This is a genomic window from Myxococcus sp. AB025B, assembly GCF_006518215.1.
Lineage (GTDB): Bacteria > Myxococcota > Myxococcia > Myxococcales > Myxococcaceae > Myxococcus > Myxococcus fulvus.
This window is the reverse complement of sequence record NZ_SRLW01000002.1, coordinates 57,335-79,026: the sequence shown is the minus strand read 5'-3', so window position 1 is coordinate 79,026 and position 21,692 is coordinate 57,335. Positions and strand designations below refer to the sequence as shown.

General features: G+C 72.3%; 5 protein-coding genes. All 5 read right to left on the bottom strand.

The genetic code is table 11. From position 1 onward, the window contains the following. Positions 1-20: 20 nt before the first annotated feature. The 5 genes from FL311_RS00825 to FL311_RS00805 are packed head-to-tail and all read right to left on the bottom strand — an operon-like array spanning position 21 to position 21,492. A complete protein-coding gene (locus FL311_RS00825; protein ID WP_228556602.1) occupies positions 21-4,394 on the bottom strand; it encodes a type I polyketide synthase in 4,374 nt (1,457 codons plus the stop codon). A gap of 20 nt (positions 4,395-4,414) precedes the next feature. Next, the gene (locus FL311_RS00820) at positions 4,415-5,713 is read right to left on the bottom strand and encodes a glycosyltransferase (RefSeq protein ID WP_141322879.1); all 1,299 of its coding nucleotides are present in this window, start codon (positions 5,711-5,713) and stop codon (positions 4,415-4,417) included. Positions 5,714-5,743: 30 nt separating this feature from the next. After that, entirely contained in the window at positions 5,744-10,420 is a 4,677-nt protein-coding gene (locus FL311_RS00815) for a type I polyketide synthase (RefSeq protein ID WP_228556601.1), read from the bottom strand. A gap of 19 nt (positions 10,421-10,439) precedes the next feature. Next, positions 10,440-15,020: a type I polyketide synthase gene (locus FL311_RS00810; RefSeq protein ID WP_141322877.1), complete on the bottom strand. Its 4,581-nt coding sequence runs from the start codon at positions 15,018-15,020 to the stop codon at positions 10,440-10,442. A gap of 7 nt (positions 15,021-15,027) precedes the next feature. Continuing rightward, entirely contained in the window at positions 15,028-21,492 is a 6,465-nt protein-coding gene (locus FL311_RS00805) for a MupA/Atu3671 family FMN-dependent luciferase-like monooxygenase (protein WP_141322876.1), read from the bottom strand. Between the last annotated feature and the right edge of the window lie 200 nt (positions 21,493-21,692).

Here is a 21,692-nt window from a genome sequence, read left to right as displayed (position 1 = left end):
CATGAAAGGTTCAGGGCCGGCTACCGCGAGCGACGCGCGAGCTCGGCCTCGATTTCTTCGTCACTGAGGTTGGCCAGCTCATCGAGCGCGGCCTGACTGGCGGCCTCTTCCAGCGCCGCCTGATGGTCCGCCACCAGCTTCGCCAGCGAGGCCACCGTGGCGGCCTCGAAGAGCTTCGCCAGGGGAATGTCCAGGTCGAACTGGGTGCGCAGCCGTCCCGCCACGCGCGTGGCCAGGAGCGAGTGGCCACCCAGGTCGAAGAAGTTGTCGTTGAGGCCCACGGAGTCGACGCCGAGGACCTCCTGCCAGAGCGCCGCGAGCTGCTTCTCCAGCTCGGAGCCGGGCGCGACGAAGGGCGTCTTCGAGCGACGCGGCTTGCCGGCCGCGCGGGCTCCCGCGGTGGGCTGCGACGTCTCCCGCTGAATCCACAGGCGCCAGCGCTGCGCCAGGTCACCGGTGGCGACCACCACCTGACCCTCCACGCCGAGCGTCACCAGCCGGCGCACGGCCTCCGCGCCCTCCGCGGGCGTCATGGCGTACTGGTCCATGCTGGTGCGCACGTTCGTGTGCTTCGTCTCCTCGGGCCACGGGTCCCACGACGCGCTCACCCAGCGAGTCCCCGTGCGGCCCGCGCGCGCCTGCGCGAAGGCATCCATGAAGAGGTTCGAGGACGCGTACGTCAGGTAGCCCAGGCCGCCGAGCACCGCGGCGTTGGACGAGAAGAGCAGCACGAAGTCCGCCGAGCGCCGGCTCAGCACCTGCTCCAGGGCATAGGTGCCATGGACCTTGGGACCGAACTGCGTCTCGGACTCGCTCCGGCCGATGTCCGTCAGCGGGTTGTAGAGCGACGGGCCCTGCGTGACGCCCGCGCAGTGGAGCACGCCGTTCAACGCGCCGAAGCGGGCCTCCACCTTGGCGACGGCCGCCTCCAACCGCGCCGCGTCCGCGACGTCCGCCTGCACCACCATCACCTGGGCGCCCGCCTGCTCCAGCTCCCGCACGCGGAGGATGCGGTGCGCCACGGCATCGTCCTCGGGATGCGTGGCCAGGTAGGAATCCCACTCGGAGGGCGCGGGCAGCGCCGTGCGACCCAAGAGCGCGATGCGCGCGTGGAGCGTGCGCGCCAGGTGCTCGGCCAGCATCAGGCCGACCCCGCCGAGGCCGCCCGTGATGAGGTACACGCCCTGCTCACGCAGCGGCGTGGGAGCCTCGCCGGCGGGCTCCAGGCGCAGCGGCGAGTGCGTCTGCGCGTAGCGGAGGCTGCCGCGCCATGCGACGACGGCGTCACGCGAGCGCTGGCTCAGCTCGGCGAGCAGTCGCTCCGCGAGCTTCTCCACCGCCGGGCTCCCGGGCGCGGGGGCGACGACGTCGAGGCAGCGCGTGGAGACGTGCTCCTGTTCCTGCGGAATCACCTTGCAGGGCCCCAGCAGCGTGGCCTTCTCGGGGAGCGCCGTGCCCTCGCCCGCGACGTCCTGCACGCGGTCCGTCACGACTTCAACGCGCACCGGGCGCGACGTGTCGCCCTTCGCGAGCGCCTGCCCCAGGTGCAACAGGCTGTAGTAGCCCGTGTCCTGGACCTTGCGGAACAGCTCGGGGCTGGACGGCTCGTCGCCCGAGGAGCCCAGGCTCCACAGGTGCACCACCACCGAGGGGCTCAGGTCCTGGTCGGCCAGGTCCTTCCACAGCGTCGCGTAGTCACCGCGCAGCCGGGCATCCAGCGCGTAGCGCTTCGCCGCGTCGCGCATGAAGGCGCCGCCCTGGCGCACGCGCACCACGTCCTGCCCGGCCTCCTCCAGTCGACGGGCCAGCGCCTCGCCGACGCCCAGGCCGTCCACGAAGAGCACCCAGCAGCGACGCTCCCGCAGCGCCTTGCGGTCCAGGGCGATGGGCGCCGTGCGGTGCCACGCGGGGACATGGAACCAGTCCGCGACGTCCGCGAGCTTTCCTTGCGGTGCCTGGGACGACACGGCCTGCGTGGACTCGGCGCGCGCGGCGGGGGCCACCCAGTAGCGCTGTCGCTCGAAGGGGTAGGTGGGCAGCGGCACGCGGCGAAGGCCACGGTCCTCGTTCACGTCGTCCCAGTCCACCTCCACGCCGTCCAACCAGAGCTGGCCCAGGGTGTTCAGCACCGAGGCCGGCGCGGGCAGCGAGTCCGCGAGGCTGGTCCTGATCGCGCGCGTGCCCGTGGTGCCGGCCAACGCACGGGCGCGCTCGACCAGCGCCCCCGGGGTTCCCATCGTGAGGACGACGCGGGTGGGCTCCTTCACCAGCTCGCGCAGCGCATCGTCCAGGCGGGACGTGTTGCTCGCCGCGTCCATCCAGGTCTCCGGGCGCATGGCGTCGGCATCCGTGATGAAGGCGCCCGTCGCGGCGGAGAGCAGCGGCATCTCGGGAGCCTTCAGCCCCGAGCCCGTGAGGCCCGCACGCTGACTGCTCGGGTCCCCGAGCAGCGCCATCGTCAGGGCCTTCTCCAGCGGGAGCCCACCCGAGAGCGCCGCCGCGACCCACGCGCCGATGCCCTCGCCCAGCACGGACTCGGGCGTCAGGCCCCAGGCCATCCACAGGCGTGCCAGCGCGTACTGCTCGACAAAGCGCGCCATCGTGCCCAGCGGGGCAGGGAGCGAGGGACGGCTGCCGTCCTCGGGATACATCGCGGCGCTCAGGTCCAGGTCCAACGGCGAGCGCAGCAGCTTCGCGCACGCGTCCACCTCCGCGCGGAACACCGGCTCCGAGCGGTAGAGCGACTCCAGCGGCGTGCCCGCGCCGGCATCGGAGAAGAGGAACGACACGGGCCGCTGGCTCGTCTCGTGCGTCGCCGTGAGGACGCGCTGGGGCTCGGCCATGCGCAGCACGCGCACGGCGTCCTGGACGTCACGGGCGACGAGGACCCGGCGATGCGAGTGCGCCTTTCGGCCCACCTGGAGCGTGTGGGCCACGTCCGCCAGCGACAACCCGGGCTGCGACTCCAGGTGCTGCGCGAGCCGCGCCGTCGCCGTATCGAGCGCCGTGTGGCTGCGCGCCGACAGTACGAGCAACTCCCAGGGCCGGCTCGCGGACGACGCGGGCGTGGCGGGTGCCTCCTCGAGGATGACGTGCGCGTTGGTGCCGCCGATGCCGAACGAGCTCACGCCCGCGCGCCGGGGCGTGCGCCCACGGGGCCACGGCTGGAGCGTGGTGTTCACGTAGAAGGGGCCGCTGTCGAAGTCGATCTGCGGGTTGGGTGACTCGAAGTGGAGGCTGGGCGGGAGCTGCTGGTGCTTCATCGCCAGGATGGCCTTGAGCAGGCTCGCGCTGCCGGCCGCCGCGTCCAGGTGTCCCACGTTCGTCTTCACCGAGCCGATGGGGATGGTGCGGCGCCCCTTCGTCTTGTTGCCGAAGGCCTTCGTCAGCGCGCGGATCTCGATGGGGTCGCCCAGCGCGGTGCCGGTGCCGTGCGCCTCCACGTAGTGGATGCTGTCGGCGGACACCTCGGCGGCGGCGAGCGCGTCCTTGATGACGGTGGCCTGGCCCTGCACGCTGGGCGCGGTGAAGCTGGCCTTCACGGCGCCGTCGTTGTTGATGGCGGAGCCCTTGATGACGGCGTGGATGGTGTCACCGTCGGCGAGCGCGTCCTCCAGCCGCTTGAGGACGACGAGGCCGATGCCGCTGCCGAAGATGGTGCCCGCCGCCTTCGCGTCGAACGCGCGGCAGTGGCCGTCCGGCGAGACGATGCCGCCGTACTGGTACAGGTAGCCCACGTTCTGCGGGACGTTGATGGCCACGCCGCCCGCGACGGCCATCCGGCACTCGTCGGCGAGCAGCGCCTGTCCGGCCAGGTGCAGCGCGACCAGGGCGGTGGAGCACGCGGTGTGCACCGAGTACGCGGGGCCGCGCAGGTTGAGCCGGTGCGCCACGCGCGTGGTGAGGAAGGCCAGGTCGTTGCCCAGGCCAATCTCGAACGGGTCCAACCCGCCCAGCGCGGCGGGGTTCGAGAAGAGGTTGAAGACGTACGTGTCCGTGCGCGCGCCGGCGTACACGCCGATGCGGCCCTTGAAGCGCTCGGTGTCGTAGCCCGCGTGCTCCAGGGCCTCCACGGCGCACTCCAGGAACACGCGCTGCTGCGGGTCCATCACCTCCGCTTCCTTGGGGGTGACGCCGAAGTAGCCCGCGTCGAACAGGTCCGCGTCCTCGAGGACGGCCGCGGCCTTCACGTAGTTCGGGTCCGAGCGCACGGCGGCGGTGTCGAGCGCGCTGGGCTCCAGGTCCGCGTCCTCCAGGAACCGGATGGACTCCACGCCGTCGCGCAGGTTCTTCCAGAAGGCCTCCAGGTCGCGCGCTCCCGGGAACCGCCCCGCCATGCCGATGACGGCGATCTCCAGTCCGGTGGTGTCCGCGTTGGACGAATCCGTGGCCATGTCTCTCTCCCGAGTCCCGCTCAAGTGTCGACCTTCCTCGCCCGCTGCTGCTTCAGCGCGCTCCTGCGCCGCTGACGCCGCCCCTCGTCTTCCGCGTCCTCATCGCCCTCGTCCCCGCTCACCGGGTCCGAGGCGAGCCCCACCCGACGGACCAGGTCCTCGATGTGGTGACGCGCCTTCGTCGTTCCATGCTCTTCGCGGAGCTGCTCGCCCAGCCGCGCCGCCGTGGCGCGCGGGCCCGTGTCCTCGTGCGCCGCGCGCAGCGCCGCCGCGAGTCGCTCCACGCTCAGCTCGCCGATGGGAATCGCCGGTCCACCGCAGCCGCGCTCCTGGACGACCTCGCCCCAGGTGAACTGGTCATACGTGTGCGGCACGACGACCTGGGGGACGCCCGCGCGGAACGCCGCGCCCGTGGTCCCCGCGCCGCCGTGGTGCACCACGCACGACACCCGCGAGAACAGCCACGAGTGCGGCACCTGTCCCAGCGCGTGCGCCGTCGGAGGCAGGGCGCGCTGGCCCAGGCCGCTCCAGCCGTGCTGGATGAGGGCCCGTCGTCCCGCGCGCTCGGCGGCGGCCACCAGCGTGTCCGTCAGCGCCGCCGGGTCCGCGTGCGTCATGCTGCCGAAGGTGATGCACACCGGCGGCTCGCCCTCCGCCAGGAACGCGGCCAGCTTCGGGTCCGGCGTGAAGTCCGGCTCGTCGAGCAGGCAGTAGCCGACGGTGTGGTGGTGCGCCGGCGCGTCCGAGGCGGGCGGGCGCACGTGTCGGCTCAGCGCGGTGAGGACCAGCTGCGGTGACAGTCCATCCACCAGCGGATTGTCGAGCGGAGGCAGTCGCAGGGACTCGCGCAGCGGGTTCACCAGTCCGCGCACCGCGGCCTGGAACGCCGGGCTCCCGCCGCCGCTGCCGCTGTGCTCCACGAGCACCGTCACGAAGGGCAGGTGCGTGAGGTCGTGCACCATGCGGGCGGCGGGCTGCACGCGTCCGCTGACGAGGACATCCGCGTTGCGGCATGCCGCGCGCAGGTCCTCCAGCATGAGGGGCACGGCCTCGGCGAGCGGCTGGAAGAGCTGGAGCAGGCCTCCGGCGGAGTGGGCGACCGCGGGGTTGCCCATCATCGCCTGGGTGATGCCGCTCTGTGCATCCCGCAGGTCCGGCCCCACGGGCGTGAATTCCAGGCCGTGGTGTCGCGCCAGGGGCTCGTACGAAGGCGCGGCGGCGAGCACCGGCTGATGGCCGTGTCGCTTGAGCTCGACGGCCAGGGCCACGAAGGGCTGGACGTCACCGAGAGAGCCGAAGTTGGTGAGGATGACTCGCATGGTGCGGGGCAGGGTCGACCGCGGGCCGACTCAGCCCTCGTCCTCCGCTTCCTCGTCGTCGGAGCGCCGCCGGGAGCGCTGCCGCTGGAGGTTCTGCTTGCGGCGCTGCACCGTGGACTCGCGCTCGTCCGTCTCCGACTGCACCGTGCCCGCCTCGGGAGGCTGGAGCAGGGCGGCCAGGGCCTTCACCGTGACGCCTTCGTAGAGGCTGGAGGCGGGCACGCTGATGTCCAGGCGCCGCTTGAGCCGATCACTGAGCTGCACGGCGATGAGGGAGTCTCCGCCCAGCTCGAAGAAGTTGTCCTGGATGCCGATGGGCGCGACACCGAGCGTCTGCTGCCAGAGCTCCGTGAGCGTGCGCTCCAGCTCCGTCGCGGGCGCGACGTAGGCGCTGCGCAGGTTCAATGGCCGGGGATGCTGAGGCCGCGCGGCCGGGGGGGCGGAGTCCACCGCCTCGGAGGCGCGGGGGCGGGCCTGTCGCGCCACCGGGTCGTGCGTGGACACCACCCACCAACTGCCCTCGGACTGCGAGAGCACGCGCGCGAGGGCCTCGGCGCCCTGCTCGGGAGCGATGGCCAGCCGGTCCAGGGCCTCACCGCGTGCACCCGGATGCGCGCCGTAGTCCTCCACGCGCACCACGTCCCAATCCAGGCTCACCCAACGCCGCCCCGCGCGAGTCGTCGACTGGGCGAACGTGTCCTGCCACGCGCTCGCCGCGGTGTGCGCGACGGTGGCCATGCCGCCCAAGACGGAGGAGATGGAGGACGCCACCACGCGGAAGTCCAGGGGACGCTCGCCGAGCACCTGGTCGAGCAGCGCCAGTCCCCGCACGCGCGCATCGAAGTGCCACGCGCTCTCCTCGGGCCCCGTCTCGGAGACGAGCCGCGCCACCTGCTCGCGAGGCAGCCAGGCCCCGTACACCACGCCGTGCACGGCACCGAAGCGCGCCAGCACGGTCTCCACCGCTTCGCGCAGGGACTCCTGCCTCGTCACGTCGACGGAGATGACGGTGACCTCGGCGCCCAGGCTCTCCAGCTGACGAGCCCGACGGATGCGCTGCGACGAGGGATGTGCCTCGCCGTGCAGGGACAGGTGCGTGTCCCAGTGCTCGCGTGACGGCAGGTCCGCGGGCTCCAGGCAGACCAGCTTCGCGCCGGGCGAGATGCCCGCGAGGGCGCGGGCGTTCATCGCGCCCACGCCGCTGAGACCCTGCACCAGCAGGTACACGCCACCCGGACGCGAGAGGACCTTCGCGCCCGTCGCGTCGGGCAGCGGCAGCGGCTCCAGCGTGCGGACCCAGCGGTGCGGACCTCGCAACGCGACCACCGTGTCCAGGGCCGTCGAGCGCAGCTCCGCGCGCAGGGACTGGAGGCTCGCGGGGGGCAGCTTGAAGTCCGCGTCCGTCACCACGTCGATGTGGCGCAAGCGCAGGAACGGCTGCTCCTGCGAGACGACCTGGCAGGGGCCCAGCACCGTGGCCTTGTCCGGCGAGAGGACTTCGTCGCCCGTCACCTCGTGGACGTGGTTGGTCACCACCCAGATGGAGCAGGGCTTCTCGGCGGCGTGCTCGACGAAGGCACGCGCGAGGGCGACGAGCGAGTCGTACCCGCTCGCCTGCGCCTGGGCGAAGGACGTGGGCAGCTCGGGCGTGAGGCTCCACAGGTGCAGCACGGCGTCGGGCTGCAGGCCCGCGTCACGCAGCGCGCCGACCAGCGCGCGGAAGTCCGACAGCGAGCCGGGCGCGACGGTGAACTCGGAGTCCCCCGTGCGACTGAAGGCCGTACCCGGGCGCACGCGGAGGACTCGCCGCTCCTCACCAGGGGCGGCAGCCAGGAGCGCGTCGGTGGGAGAGGCCTCGTCCTCGAACACCAGCCAGACGCGAGGCGTGGCCTCTCGCGCGACGAGCGAGGACGACAGCGGGGCGCGCTTCCAGGACGGCACATGGAACCAGCGCTCCATCGGCTCCTGGGCGAGGGCGGCCTCCGTGGCGACGGGCGTGCGCTTCGCTTCGGAGGACGGCGTGCTCCGCGTCTCAGGCTCCACCCAGAAGCGCTGACGCTCGAACGGGTAGGTGGGGAGGGGGAGCCGCTGGCGTCGCTCCCCGCCGTGGAAGCCCTTCCAGTCGACGGTAACGCCCGCGAGCCAGAGGCCGCCCAGCGTCGAATACGCGAGCGGTGGTGCGCCCGGCGGGACGGTGTCCTGCGACGTCGGCATGGACGCGAGCACCGGGCGCGACGCGACGGTGTCCGGATGTCTCCGCGCGAGCCTGCTGAGCACCTGTCCCGGGCCGCATTCGAGCAACACGCGCTTCGGGTCCGACAGCAGGGCGTGGAGCCCATCGGCGAAGCGCACTGCGCCGCGCAGGTGCTGTGCCCAGTAACGCGGGCTCGTCGCCTGCTCGGTGGTGATCCACGTCCCGGTGACGTTGGAGACGAAGGGCAGGGTGGGCGGCCGCAGCGGCATGGCCGCCGCGCGAGCGGTGAAGGCGTCGAGGATGGGGTCCATCATCGACGAGTGGAACGCATGCGACGTGGCGAGCACGTGGCTGCGCACGCCGGCTTCCTCAAGCAGGCGGCGCACGCGCTCCACCGCCTCATGCGGCCCGGAGACGACACACTGCATGGGCGAGTTCACCGCGGCGAGGCTCAGCTCGGTGCCCAGGTAGGGGCGCACCTCGTCCTCGCTCAGCGGCACGGCCAGCATCGCCCCGGACGGGAGCGATTGCATCAGCCGTCCACGCGCCGCCACCAGCTGGAGCGCGTGCTCCAACGAGAAGACACCCGCGAGGCACGCGGCCACGTACTCACCAATGCTGTGGCCGAGCATCGCCGCGGGCTTCACGCCCCAGGACATCCACAGCCGCGCGGTGGCGTACTCGAGGACGAAGAGCGCGGGCTGGGTGAGCTCCGTCCTCGCCAGCGTGCGCTCGTTCTCCTCCGGCGTGCCGGCCTTCGGATACAGCACGTCGCGCAGGTCCTTGCCGCCCAGGTGCGGAACCAGCAGCGCCGCGCACCGGTCCACCTCTGCCCGGAACACGGGCTCCGCGTCGTACAGCGCGCGGCCCATGCCCACGTGCTGCGAGCCCTGGCCGGGGAACAGGAACGCCACCGGCCGGTCCACGCTGTCCTGGGCTTCGGAGGCTGACGGCTCGGCGGGAGTCCGGGTCAGCGCCTCCACCGCGTCGCCCGCATCGCGCGCGAGGATGAAGCGGCGGTGCGAGAAGCGCTGACGACCCGCCTGGAGCGTCCACGCCACGTCCGCGAGCTTCGCGTCGGGGAGACTCTTCAGCGCCTCCGCCAACCGCTGCGTGCTCGCCTCCAACGCGGAGGGCGTGCGGGCCGACACCGGGAGCAACTGCCACGCGCGGCGCGGAGTCGCGCTGTCGAGCGGACGCGGCGGCTGTTCCAGGACGACGTGCGCGTTGGTGCCGCCCACGCCGAACGAGCTCACCCCGGCGCGGCGAGGCCTGGCGGTGGCGGGCCATGGCTTGAGCGTGGCGTTGACGTAGAAGGGGCTGTTGTCGAAGTCGATGGCCGGGTTGGGCCGCTCATAGTGGAGGCTGGGCGGCAACTCGCCGTGCTTCACCGCCATCGCCGCCTTGATGAGGCCGGTGACGCCGGCCGCGGCATCCAGGTGGCCCAGGTTGCCCTTCACCGAGCCGAGCGCGCAGTAGCGCCGACGCTGCGTGGAGGCCCGGAAGGCGCGGGTGAGCGCCTCCACCTCGATGGGGTCGCCCAGCGGCGTCGCGGTGCCGTGCGCCTCCACATAGCCGATGTCGTCGGCCTCCAGGCCGGAGGCTGCCAGCGCCTCGGCCACCACCTGGGCCTGACCCTCGACACCCGGCGCGGTGTAGCCCGCCTTGAGCGAGCCGTCGTTGTTGATGGCCGAGCCCTTGATGACCGCGTGCACGGTGTCGCCATCTCGCACCGCGGCCTTCAGCTTCTTGAGCACCACCACGCCCGCGCCGCTGCCGAACAGCGTGCCTCGCGCCTTCGCGTCGAAGGGCCGGCAGCGTCCATCCGGAGACGCCATGCCGCCCTCCACGTGCCGATAGCCATGGAGGAAGCTCACGTTGACGGAGGCGCCGCCCGCGAGCGCCATGTCGCACTCGCCGTTGAGCAGGCTCTGGCAGGCCAGGTGCACCGCCACCAGCGACGTCGAGCACGCGCTCTGCACCGCGTGGCTCGCGCCGCGGAGGTTCAGCTTGTACGAGACGCGGGTGGCCAGGAAGTCCGTGCCGTTGCCGATGTTCACCTGCACCGGCTCCACCGACTCCAGCACGCGCGGGTTTCGCGCCAGGTTCATCAGCAGGTACGTGTTGAGCGTGGCGCCGCCGTACACGGAGATGGCGCCGGGGAAGTCGCGCGGCGAGTAGCCCGCGTGCTCCAGCGCCTCCCAGCAGACCTCCAGGAAGACGCGGTGCTGCGGGTCCGTCAGCTCCGCCTCTCGGGGCGGCATGTCGAAGAACGCGGCGTCGAAGGACTCGGGCTCGGGCATCACCGCGGCGGCGCGCACGAAGTCCGGGTCCTCCACCTGCTCCGGAGCGACGCCCGCGGCGAGGCTCTCCTCGGGCGTGAAGAAGCGGATGGACTCCACGCCGCCGCGCAGGTTCGCCCACAGCTCGGCCGTGCTCCGCGCGCCAGGGAAGCGCCCGGACATGCCGATGATGGCGAGGTCCGCGTCGTCGATGTCTGAGGGCTGCTTCACGTCCACGGCGTCCGCTCCTTCACTCACGGCGGCTGCGCCGCTCGCGTCGCGCGGCTCCACGGTTCTGACTCGACTCGAACCCGGGCGGGTCCGAAGGGGCGCCGAGCGCTCCCAGCTTCTTCGCCAGCGCGGCCACCGTGGGCGCCTCGAAGACGGAGGTGAGGGGAACCTCGCGCCCCAGCTCCCGCTTCAGCCGTCCGACGATCTTGAGCCACAGGAGCGAGTTGCCGCCCAGGTCGAAGAAGTTGTCGTGGATGCCCAGCCGCGACAGCCCGAGCTGCTCCTGCCACACCTTCGTCAACGCCAGCTCCAGGTCGCCGGTGGGCGCCACGTACTCGGTGCCCAGCTGCGGCCGCTCGTGCGTCGCGCCGCCCGAGGTGTCCTGGTTCTTCTGCCCACCCTCGCGCTTCAGCCAGCGCGCCACGCGCGCCTCCAGGTCGCCGGTGGAGACCACCACCTGCCCCACCAGAGAGGACTCCGCGACGCGGCGGAAGGCCTCCACCGCCTCGTCCTCCGTCATGGCGAACGCGTCCAGGCTCGTCTTCGTCTCACGGGACTCCTCGTCCACCGAGGGCCACCCATCCCAGTTCGTGCTCACCCAGCGCGTCAGCCCCTGCTTCGAGCGCGAGGTCGCGAACGCGTCGAGGAAGGCATTCGCCGCGCCGTACGCCGCGAGCCCCAGCCCCCCGAGCACCGAGGCGTTGGACGACACCAGCATCACGAAGTCGAGCTCACGGCCCGCCAGCGCCAGCTCCAGCGCGTACGTGCCCTGCACCTTCGCGCGGAAGTGGGGCTCGCACGCGGCGGCATCCAATCCGGAGAGCAGCGCCACGGCGCCTTCGCCCGCGAGGCCCGCGGCGTGGATGACGCCGTGCACCTCGCCGAACTGCATCGCCCCCTGGGTGAGGGCGACGCTGAGCAGCATGTCATCCGCCACGTCCGCGCGAGCCAGCAGCACCTCGGCGCCCGCCGCCTCCAGCTCCCTCACCGCGCGGCGCTTGTGGCCGCCGCGGTCCATCTCCAGACCCCACCGGCTCACGAGCACGAGCCGCGCCTGATGCTGGCGCGCCAGGTAGCGGGCGATCATCAGGCCCACGCCGCCCAGGCCGCCGGTGATGACGTAGACGCCCCGGTGACGGAAGGGCCGCGCGGGCTGGGTGTCCGCCTCCAGCCGCACCGGCTCATGCGTCTGCACCAGCCGAGTCGTCCCGCGCCAGGCGACGACGGGCTCGCGAGCCTCCGTGGCCGTGCTCGTCACCTCCTGCAGCAGCGCCCGTGTGTCGAGCGCCACCGGGCCACGGCCCAGGTCCACGTAGCGGCAGGAGAGGAAGTCGTGCTCCTGCGGGATGACCTTGCACAGGGCCGGAAGCGTGGCGCGCTCGGGGGCGACTTCATCCGAGCTCTCCACGTCGAACGCCTGACGACCGACGACCGTCAGCTCCACGGGGCCGGGGAGCTCCGCCTCCGTGAGCGCCCGCGTCAGGCGGAGGAGCGGATGGAACCCTCGCGCCTGGGCCTGCTCGAAGCGCTCGTTGCCGAAGGCGTCCTGCTCGCCCTCGCGAGAATCCAGGCTCCACAGGTGGACGATGTTCTCCACCTTGAAGTCCTTCGACTTCAGCGCGAGCAGCAGGAAGCCCGGCTCGTCGGCATCCGCCGGGTCCAGGCTGAAGTGGTTCTCACCCAGCTCCTCGAGCCTCGCGCCCGGAGTCACCCGCGCGACGCGATGCCCCTGCTCCTCCAGCGCCATCGCCAGGGCCGAGCCCACGCCGGTGGAGTCCAGGAACACGACCCAGTCCTTCGGCGTAACGGCACCGGCGCGCGGCGGTGGCAGCGGAGCGCGCTTCCAGGACGGCAGATAGAACCAGCTGGAGACCTCCGCGCTCTTGTTCGCCGCGGACCGCCGACGCGCGGAAGGGGCCTGGGGCGCGAGCCAGTAGTCCTGTCCCTCGAAGGGGTACGTCGGCAGCGGGACGCGCAGCCGCCGCGCCTTGCCGCGCACGGCCGTCCAGTTCACCTCGACGCCCGCGGCCCAGAGTCGCCCGAGCGTCGCGGTGAGGTGCTCCTCGTCCGCCACCGGGTCCTGCGGATGGCGCAGGGACGAGAGCACCGCCGGCGCGGAGGGGCCGTTGACCTGGAGCCGCGCGAGCGTGCTGAGCGTCCGGCCCGGACCGACCTCCAGGTAGACGTGCGCGGGGTCCTTGGCCAGCTCGCGGATTCCGTCGCCGAAGCGCACCGTCTGCCGCAGATGCTTCACCCAGTACGACGGGTCCAGCGCGTCATCCAGGTCGATCCACGTGCCGGTGAGGTTCGACAGGAACAGCACGTTCGTCGGTGGGTTGAGCTTGATGGTGCGGATGAAGTCGCTGAAGCGGTCGAGGATCGGGTTCACCACGTACGAGTGCGCGGCGACGTCGATGGGGATGTGACGGAACTCCACCTCGCGGCGGGTCAGCTCCGTGGCCAGGGCCTCCACGGCCTCCACCGTGCCCGCGACCACGCACTGCGCGGGGCCATTCACCGCCGCCAGGGACAGCGTCTCCCCGAGCAGCGGACGGACCTCCGACTCGGGCAGCGGCACGCTGAGCATGCCGCCACCGGGCAGCTCCTCGAAGAGCTTGCCGCGCATCACCACCAGCGCGAGCGCGTCCTCCAGCGAGAAGATTCCCGCCAGGTGCGCCGCCATGTACTCACCCAGGCTGTGGCCGATGACCGCTTCCGGCTTCACACCCCAGGACTCCCACAGCTTCACCGTCGCGTACTCGATGGTGAACAGCGCCGGCAGCGCCAGGGAGGTGCGCTTGAGGCGCTGGCCCGCGCTCTGCGCCGAGGCCGCGTCCGGGTACATCACGGGCTTCAGGTCGAAGCCCAGCTTGGGCCGCAAGAGCTTGCAGCAGTGGTCCACCGCCTCGCGGAACGCGGGCTCGGCGTCGTAGAGGCCACGGCCCATGTCCGGGTACTGCGCGCCGCCCCCGGGGAACATGAAGACCAGCGATGCCGACGTCGTGCCGGGCGAGTGCGTGAAGAACCGCTGTGGATCCCGCGTCTCCAGGACCCGCACCGCGTCCTCCCGGTCCTTGCACACGATGACCCGGCGCAGGTCCAGGTCCTTGCGGCCGGTCTGCAGCGTCCACGCCACGTCCGCGAGCTGCTGCTCGGGATGCGCCTTCAGGTGGGCGAGCAGCGCCGAGGTCTGGGCCTCCAGCGCCGTCAGCGTGCGCGCGGAGAGCACGAGCGGCTGCCAGGCGCGAGAAGCATCGCCCGGCTGGGTGAACGGTGGCTCCTCCACGATGAGGTGCGCGTTGGTGCCGCCGATGCCGAACGAGCTCACCCCGGCGCGGCGCGGCGTCGGCCCCTCGGGCCAGGGCGTGAGCTTCGTGTTGACGTAGAAGGGGCTGTTCGCGAAGTCGATGCGCGGATTGGGCTTCTCGTAGTGGAGGCTCGCGGGCAGCTCCGCGTGCTCCAGCGCGAGCACCGTCTTCACCAGGCCCGTCACGCCGGCCGCCGCGTCCAGGTGTCCGACGTTCGTCTTCACCGAGCCGAGCCCGCAGAAGCCGCGCTTGTCGGTGCTCCGGCGGAACACCAGGTCGAGCGCCTGCACCTCGATGGGGTCGCCCAGCGGCGTGGCCGTGCCGTGCGCCTCCACGTAGGTGATGGAGTCCGCCGGAGTCTCCGCGAGGCTCTGTGCCCGGGCGATGACCTCCGCCTGTCCACTCAAGCCCGGCGCGGTGAAGCCGACCTTGAGGGCTCCGTCGTTGTTGATGGCCGAGCCACGGATGACGGCGTGGATGGTGTCGCCGTCCGCCAGCGCGTCCGCCAGGCGCTTGAGGACCACCACGCCCGCGCCGCTGCCGAACAGGGTGCCCTGGCCCCGCTCGTCGAATGCGCGGCAGTGCCCGTCCGGAGAGGTGATTCCGCCTTCCTGGTAGTGGTAGCCCGTGCGCTGCGGCATGTGCACGGAGACGCCGCCGGCCACGGCCATGTCGCACTGGTAGCCGAGCAGCGACTGGCAGGCCAGGTGCGTGGCCACCAGCGACGTGGAGCAGCCCGTCTGCACCGTCAGCGCCGGGCCGCGAAGGTCCAGGTGGTACGCGACGCGCGTGGAGAGGAAGTCCTTGTCGTTGGCCACCATGGCCGGGAACGTGTCCTCGGCCCGCTGGAATTCCTCGCGCGACAGCAGGTTGAAGAGCAGGTAGCTGCTGAGACTCGAGCCCGCGAAGACGCCCGTGGAGGTGCCCGGAATCCGTCCCGTGGAGTAGCCGGCGTGCTCCATCGCCGTCCACACGCACTCGAGGAAGACGCGGTGCTGCGGGTCCAGCAGCTCCGCTTCCCGAGGGGCGTAGCCGAAGAGGCCCGCATCGAAGCGGCCCGGGCGCTCCAGCACGGCCCCGGCGCGCACGAAGTTCGGGTTGGCCAGGAACGACGGGTCGACCCCGAGGGACTTCAGCGCGTCGTCGGAGAAGAGGGTGATGCCCTCCACTCCGTCGCGCAGCATCCGCCAGAACGCGTCCACGTCCGCGGCGCCGGGCACACGCACAGCCATGCCGACGATGGCCACCGCCAGCCCCGAGTCACCCTCGTACACCTTGTGACGACGACCCATGACGGACCTATCCCTGTTTCCTTGCCCGTTGCTGCTGTCGCTTCAGGCTCTCGAGCTGGCGTTTCGCGCGGTCCTGCGCCGTCTCCACCGGACTGGCCTGCGGCGTGGTGGCGCCCTGGCGCAGGTGACGCGCGAGCGCGCTGACGGTGGGGTATTCCAGCAGCTTCAGCAGCGGCAGCTCCCCACCGAGCACCGCCCTGAGCCGCGCGTGGACCTGGACCATGAGCAGTGAGTGCCCACCCAGGTCGAAGAAGTTGTCGTTCACGCCGACCTGCTCGACCTTGAGCACCTGCTTCCAGATGTCGGCGATCTGCTGCTCGAGCTGACCCTGCGGCGCCACGAAGGCCGCGCGTGAGCTCCGCGTCGCGCTGGGGGCGGGCAGGGCCTTGCGGTCCACCTTGCCGTTGGGCGTGAGCGGCAGCGCCGGCAGGTCCACCACCACGGAGGGCACCATGTGCTCGGGCAGCTTCTGCGCCACCGCGTCGCGCAGCGCCGTCCCGTCCACCGTCTGCCCGTCGCGCGCCACCACGTAGGCCACCAGCCGCACGTCACCCGGCGAGTCCTCGCGGGCCACGACGACCGCCTCGCGCACCTCGGGTCGCGCGCTGAGCACCGCCTCGATTTCACCCGCCTCGATGCGGAAGCCGCGCACCTTGAGCTGGTGGTCCACGCGGCCCAGGAACTCCACCGTGCCGTCGTCGCGCCAGCGGGCCCTGTCTCCGGTGCGGTACAGCCGGGCGCCTGGTTCGGAGGAGAACAGGTCCGGCACGAAGCGCTCGGCTGTCAGCTCCGGACGCGACAGGTAGCCGCGCACGACGCCCGCGCCGCCGATGTAGAGCTCGCCCGGAACGCCCACGGGCACGGGCCGCAGCCGCGCGTCGAGCAGATAGAAACGGGTCCGGAGGAACGGCGTGCCGATGGACACCACCGGCCCCGACTCGCCGCGCACGTCGTGCGTGGAGGACCAGATGGTCGTCTCCGTGGGGCCGTACATGTTGAGCAGCCGCACGTCCTCGGGGAGCACCTGTCGCAGCGACGTCGCCAGGGAGGAGGGGAGGGCCTCGCCGCCCACCATCCACCGCTTCAGGCCACGCAGGGCCTCGGTGGACTCGGAGTCCGCGAGCAGGGCGCGCGCCAGCGAGGGCGTGCACTGCAGATGCGTCACGGCGTGCTCGCGCAGGTTGAGCGGGATGGAGCGCGCGGTGCGCTGGCGCGCGCCGTCCCGGTCCGCCTGGCACTTCACCTCGTGCAGCAGCGGCAGGCTGGCCAGCACGGTGTCCGCGGGGATGCCGAAGTCGATGAGGCAGCCCACCTCGTCGACGCCCAGGGAGCGCAGCTGCTCCATCCGCTCGCGCACGGAGCGCGGCGTGCCGAACAGTCCGCTCGTCTCGAAGTAGCGCTCGAAGGCCTGCGCGGCCAGCCGGTCCAGGTCCGCCTCGGTGGCGGTGTCCAGGTCCACGCCCAGCGTGCGGCCCAGTCCGCGCATCAGGTCCGCGGAGCTGCGCAGGTAGTTCCGGAAGGGCTTCTCCACCACCGAGCGCACCGTCGCGGCGTCCTCGCCGATGAACGTGTGCAGCATCAGCGTGACGTGCCCGTCGCCCGCGTGTCCCGCCGCGCGCCAGGCCTCACGGTAGAGGGCCAGCTTCTTCTCCAGGTCCTCCCACGTCTGCCCCAGCAGGTGGGTGAGGACGTTGCAGCCCAGGCGCCCCGCGGTGACGAACGTGTCGGGGTTGCCCGCCGCCGTGAGCCACACCGGCAGTTCCTGCTGCACCGGCCGCGGCCGCAGGGTGACGTCCACCTGGGTGCCCGCGCCTCCCGGGAAGCGCAGCGTGTCGCCGCGCCACAGGCGGCGCACCGTGTCCAGTCCCTCCAGCATCAGCTCGCGGCGCTGCTCGTAGCGCTCGGGCGCGAAGACGAAGTCGTTCGCGTGCCAGCCGGAGGCGACGGAGATGCCCACGCGGCCTCGCGACAGGTTGTCCACCAGCGCCCACTCCTCCGCGACGCGCACCGGGTGGTGCAGCGGCAGCACCACGCTGCCCGCGCGGATGGCCACGCGCTCCGTCACCGCGGCGATGGCCGCGCCCGCCACGGACGGGCTGGGATACAGCCCACCGAAGGCATGGAAGTGACGCTCCGGCGTCCACACCGCCGCGAAGCCGTGACGGTCCGCGAACTTCGCGCCCTCCAGCAGCAGCTTGTAACGGTCGCCGGCCGAGGCCTCCGCGTCGTCCGCGAAGTAGAAGAGGCTCAGCTGCATCGGCGTGGCGCGCGCGGCCGAGGCCCGGGCCGGCGCCTTGATGGACGCGCCCTCGCCCTGGACCACCACCTTGAAGCCGCGCGTGAGCGTCCACAGCAGCTCCAACACGGAGATGTCGAAGGAGATGCTCGTCACGGCCAGCCACGTGCCCGAGGGCGGATGGCCGATGCGCGTGTCCATGGCCGAGAAGAAGTTGGCCACCCCTCCGTGCGGCACCATGACGCCCTTGGGGCGGCCCGTGGAGCCGGACGTGTAGATGACGTACGCCAGGTGCCCCGCGCCCGTGGTCGACGGCGGAGGCGTGTCCCGCTGCGTGCCCTCCGTCAGGGACAGGTCCTCCAACGCGACGACGCGCGCGCTGCCCGTGGGGATGGCGCCGCGCAGGTGCGTCTGCGTGAGCAACACCGGCGCGCCCGAGTCCTCCAGCATGTACGCCAGTCGCTCGCGGGGATACTCGGGGTCCAACGGCACGTATGCGCCGCCGGCCTTGAGCACCCCCAGCATCGCCACCACCATGGCGGCCGAGCGCTCCACGCACAGCCCCACGCGCGTCTCGGTGCCGACGCCCTGGGCGCGCAGGTGCCACGCCAGCGCGTTGGAGCGCGCGTCCAGCTCCGCGTACGTCAGCGTCGCGTCGTCACCTGCCACCGCCACCGCGTCCGGAGTCCTGGCCACCTGCGCTTGGAACTGCGCGTGGATGGAGGTGTGCTCGGTGCTCGCGGGCGTGAGGTCGTTCCAGTCCACCAGCAGCCGCCGCGACTCGTCCGCGCCGAGCAGCGGCAGGTCGTCCACCCGCGTCTCCACGGTGTCGACGACCGCGCGCAGCAGCGTCTCCAGCTGTCGGGCCAGCCGCGCCACGGTGGCGGGGGTGAACAAGTCGGTGCGGTACTCGAGCGCGCCGGTGAGGCCGTCCGCGCCCTCCGCGAGCGAGAGCTGGAGGTCGAACTTCGACGTGCCCTCCACCGCGCCATCCGGCACCGGCAGCACCGGACGCCACTGCATGCCGGGCACCGACAGGTTCGTCGGGGGCAGCGCCTCCAGCAGCAGGGCCGTCTGGAACAGCGGATTGTCCGCGCCGCCCCTCGGCGCACGGGCCGCGCCCACGACCTCCTCGAAGGGGAGGTCCGCGTGCGCCAGCGCCTCGTGGAACGTCAGCCGCGTGCGGGCGAGCAGCTCGCGGAAGCTGGGCGTGCCGGAGAGGTTCGCGCGCAGCACCAGCGTGTGCGCGAAGAAGCCCACCACGTCGCGCAGCTCCGGACGCTCGCGGTTCGCCACCACGGTGCCCACGGCGAAGTCGGCCTGTCCGCTGTAGCGGTGCAGCAGCGCCGTCCACGCGGCCGTCAGCGTGACGAAGAGCGTGCAGCCCTCGCGACGCCCCAGCGCGCGCAGGGACTCGACGAGCGTGCGCTCCAGCGTGAGGTGACGCAGCGCGCCCTGGAACCCGGGCTCGCGCGGACGCGGGAAGTCGGTGGGCAGCTCCAGCCTTGGCAGCCCCGCAAGCTGCTTGCCCCAGTACGCGCGCTGCGCGTCGAGCAGCGGCCCCAGGCCCTGCTGCCACCGGGCGAAGTCCGTGTACTGGAGCTTCACGGCGGGCAGCTCGGTGGCCGCGCCCGTCACCTGCGCGCGGTACAGCGCCGCCAGCTCATGCGCGAGCACGCCGATGGACCAGCCGTCGGTGGCGATGTGGTGCTGCGTCATCAGCAGCACATGCTCGTGCTCGCCCAGCGTCACCAGGGACGCGCGCACCGCGGGGCCCTCGGCCAGCCGGAAGGGCTCACGCGCCTGCTCCAGCGACAGCCGGCGCAGCTCCTCGTCACGCGCCTCGGACGCGATGGGGCGCAGGTCCACGACGGGGAACGACAGCTTCACGCTGGCGCGCACCACCAGCCGGGGCTGTCCGTCGACCTCCGGGAACGCCGCGCCCAGCACGGGGTGACGCTCGACGAGCGCATCCAGGCTCCGCGCCAGGGCCCCGGTGTCCAGCGCACCGGTGAGCCGGAGCTGGAAGTGGAGGTTGTACAGCGCGCTGTCGGGGACCAGGCGGTCCAGGAACCACAGGCGGAGCTGACCGGAGGAGAGGGGATGCTCGCCCTCGCGAGGTCCCGCGCTCAGCGGCGGCGCCACCAGCGAGTGCTCGGGCCGGACGCCACGCCACGCCTCCAGGAGCCGCAGGGCCGCGGCCTCCAGCGTGGGGCTCACCCAGAGGAATGCAGCGGGCAGCGCCACGCCCAGCTCCGACTCCAGCTGGCCGTGCACCTCCAGCACCATCAACGAGTCGAGCCCCAGGCCCGCGAGCTGCGTGTCGCCCGGGAGCGTCGAGGCATCCAGCCGCAGCGCGCGCGCCACGGCCCGGCGCAGGAAGTCCTCCACCAGCGCGAGCCGCTGGCCGTCCTCCGCCGTGGCCAGCTGCTCCTTGAGCGGGATGGTGGACTCGGGGACGCTCGGCGAGGGCTCCGCGGCGGCGACCGAGGCCTCGACGATTTCGAGCTCACCCGCGAGCCAGGCCGCCTTCGTGGCGCGGCGCTGGATCTTCCCGCTCGACGTCTTCGGGATGCTGCGCGCCTGGAGCAGGACGACGGCGTGCGCGTGGACGGCATGCTGCTCCGCCAGCGCCTTTCGCACGGCGGCCACGACGATGCTCGCGTCGAAGCCGTCGCGCACGTCGACCTCGGCCGCGACCACCAGCCGCTCCTCGCCCTCCACCTCCACGCTGAAGGCGGCGCAGCAGCCCGCGCGGATGGCGCGATGCGCGCGCTCGGTCTCCAGCTCCAGGTCCTGGGGGTACAGGTTGCGGCCGCGGATGATGAGCAGGTCCTTCAGCCGGCCGGTGACGAACAGCTGCCCCGCCTCCGAGAGGAAGGCCAGGTCACCGGTGCGCAGGAACGGCCCCTCGCCCGACGCGAGCCGCGCGTCGAACGCGTGCGCGGTCTCCTCGGGACGCTCCCAGTAGCCCGTCGCCACGCTGGGGCCGCGCACCCAGACCTCGCCCACCTGGTTCGCGCCGAGCCGCTCGCGCGTCTCCGGCTGGACGATGAGCACCTCCTGGTCCACCGCGCTCACACCCGAGCCCACCAGCGTCCGCGCCCGCGTGTCACCCGTCCCGGGCGCCGCCGCGCGACCCTGCTCCAGCGCGTCCGCGGAGAAGTCGCCGTGGACGAACGCCTCGCCCTGCGTGCCGCCGGTGACGATGAGCGTGGCCTCCGCCAGACCGTAGCAGGGGTAGAATGCCGTGCGCTTGAAACCACAAGGCGCGAAGGCTTCCGTGAAGCGCTCCAACGTCTCTCGCCGCACCGGCTCCGCGCCGTTGAACGCCAGCTCCCAGCTGCCCAGCTTCAGCTTCGCGCGGTCCTCGTCGGTGGCCTTCCGGACGCACAGGTCGTACGCGAAGTTGGGCCCTCCGCTGCACGTCGCCTGGTAGTGGGAGATGGCCTCCAGCCAGCGCAGCGGACGCTGGAGGAACGAGATGGGCGACATCAGCGTGCACGGGAAGCCCAGGTACAGCGGCTGGAGCACCTTCCCGATGAGCCCCATGTCGTGGAACATGGGCAGCCACCCCATCCCCGACGAGCGCGACGCCTCCAGCCCGAAGCCCCGGGTGATGAGCGCCTCGTTGTGCAGGATGTTGGCGTGGCTGACCATCACCCCCTTGGGGTTGCCCGTCGAGCCGGAGGTGTACTGGAGGAACGCCGTCGTGCCGCCCTGAAGCTCCGGACGCCGCCAGTCCGCCGCCATCGACTCTGGCACCGCGTCGCTGGCCAGCCACTGCAGCGCGGCGAGCTCCGGGGCCTGTGGCTTGAACAGCTCCGACATCTCCAGGATGAAGCTCGTGGTGAGCACGTAGCGCGCGCCACAGTCCTGCGCGATGGCCCGCAGGCGGGGCAGGGTGCGCTCCAGCCGCGTCGGGTCCGGCGGATAGCACGGCACCGCGACGACGCCCGCGTACAGGCAGCCCATGAAGCCCGCCACGAACTCCATCCCCGGCGGATACAGCAGGAGCGCACGGTCTCCCGGCGAGCCCGAGGCCCGCAGCAGCGCGCCCAGCGCCCGCGCTCGCGCGTCCAGCCGGGCGTAGCTCCACTCCTCCACCGGGCCGTCCACGTCTCCCGTTTCGAGAAAGCGATACAGCAGCGCGTCGCCCTGGGTGCCCGCCCGATGGCACAGCAGGTCCACGAGGTGGTGGAAGTCCCCCGCGGACGTCTCATGGTGCTGTTTCATGCGTGCTCCCCGGCGGACGACTCGCGATGGTGGTACCGCGGGCCCGGGCGTGGCCGTCCCGGTACCGCTTCACGCCCTGGTGGCTGGTGGGGGTCGGCGTCTAACAGCGACGACACGAAACGCCGCGGCGCCTCAGGGGGAACCCTGTCCCGATACGCCCCTGGCTCTGCCGCGAGTGGCCCGCTACCGCACGCCGGCAC

Excerpts from the sequence above, each read along its gene's own strand:
- FL311_RS00825 (WP_228556602.1), bottom strand. The coding sequence starts at position 4,394 with ATGGCCACGGATTCGTCCAACGCGGACACCACCGGACTGGAGATCGCC.
- FL311_RS00820 (WP_141322879.1), bottom strand. The coding sequence starts at position 5,713 with ATGCGAGTCATCCTCACCAACTTCGGCTCTCTCGGTGACGTCCAGCCC.
- FL311_RS00810 (WP_141322877.1), bottom strand. The coding sequence starts at position 15,020 with ATGGGTCGTCGTCACAAGGTGTACGAGGGTGACTCGGGGCTGGCGGTG.
- FL311_RS00805 (WP_141322876.1), bottom strand. The coding sequence starts at position 21,492 with ATGAAACAGCACCATGAGACGTCCGCGGGGGACTTCCACCACCTCGTG.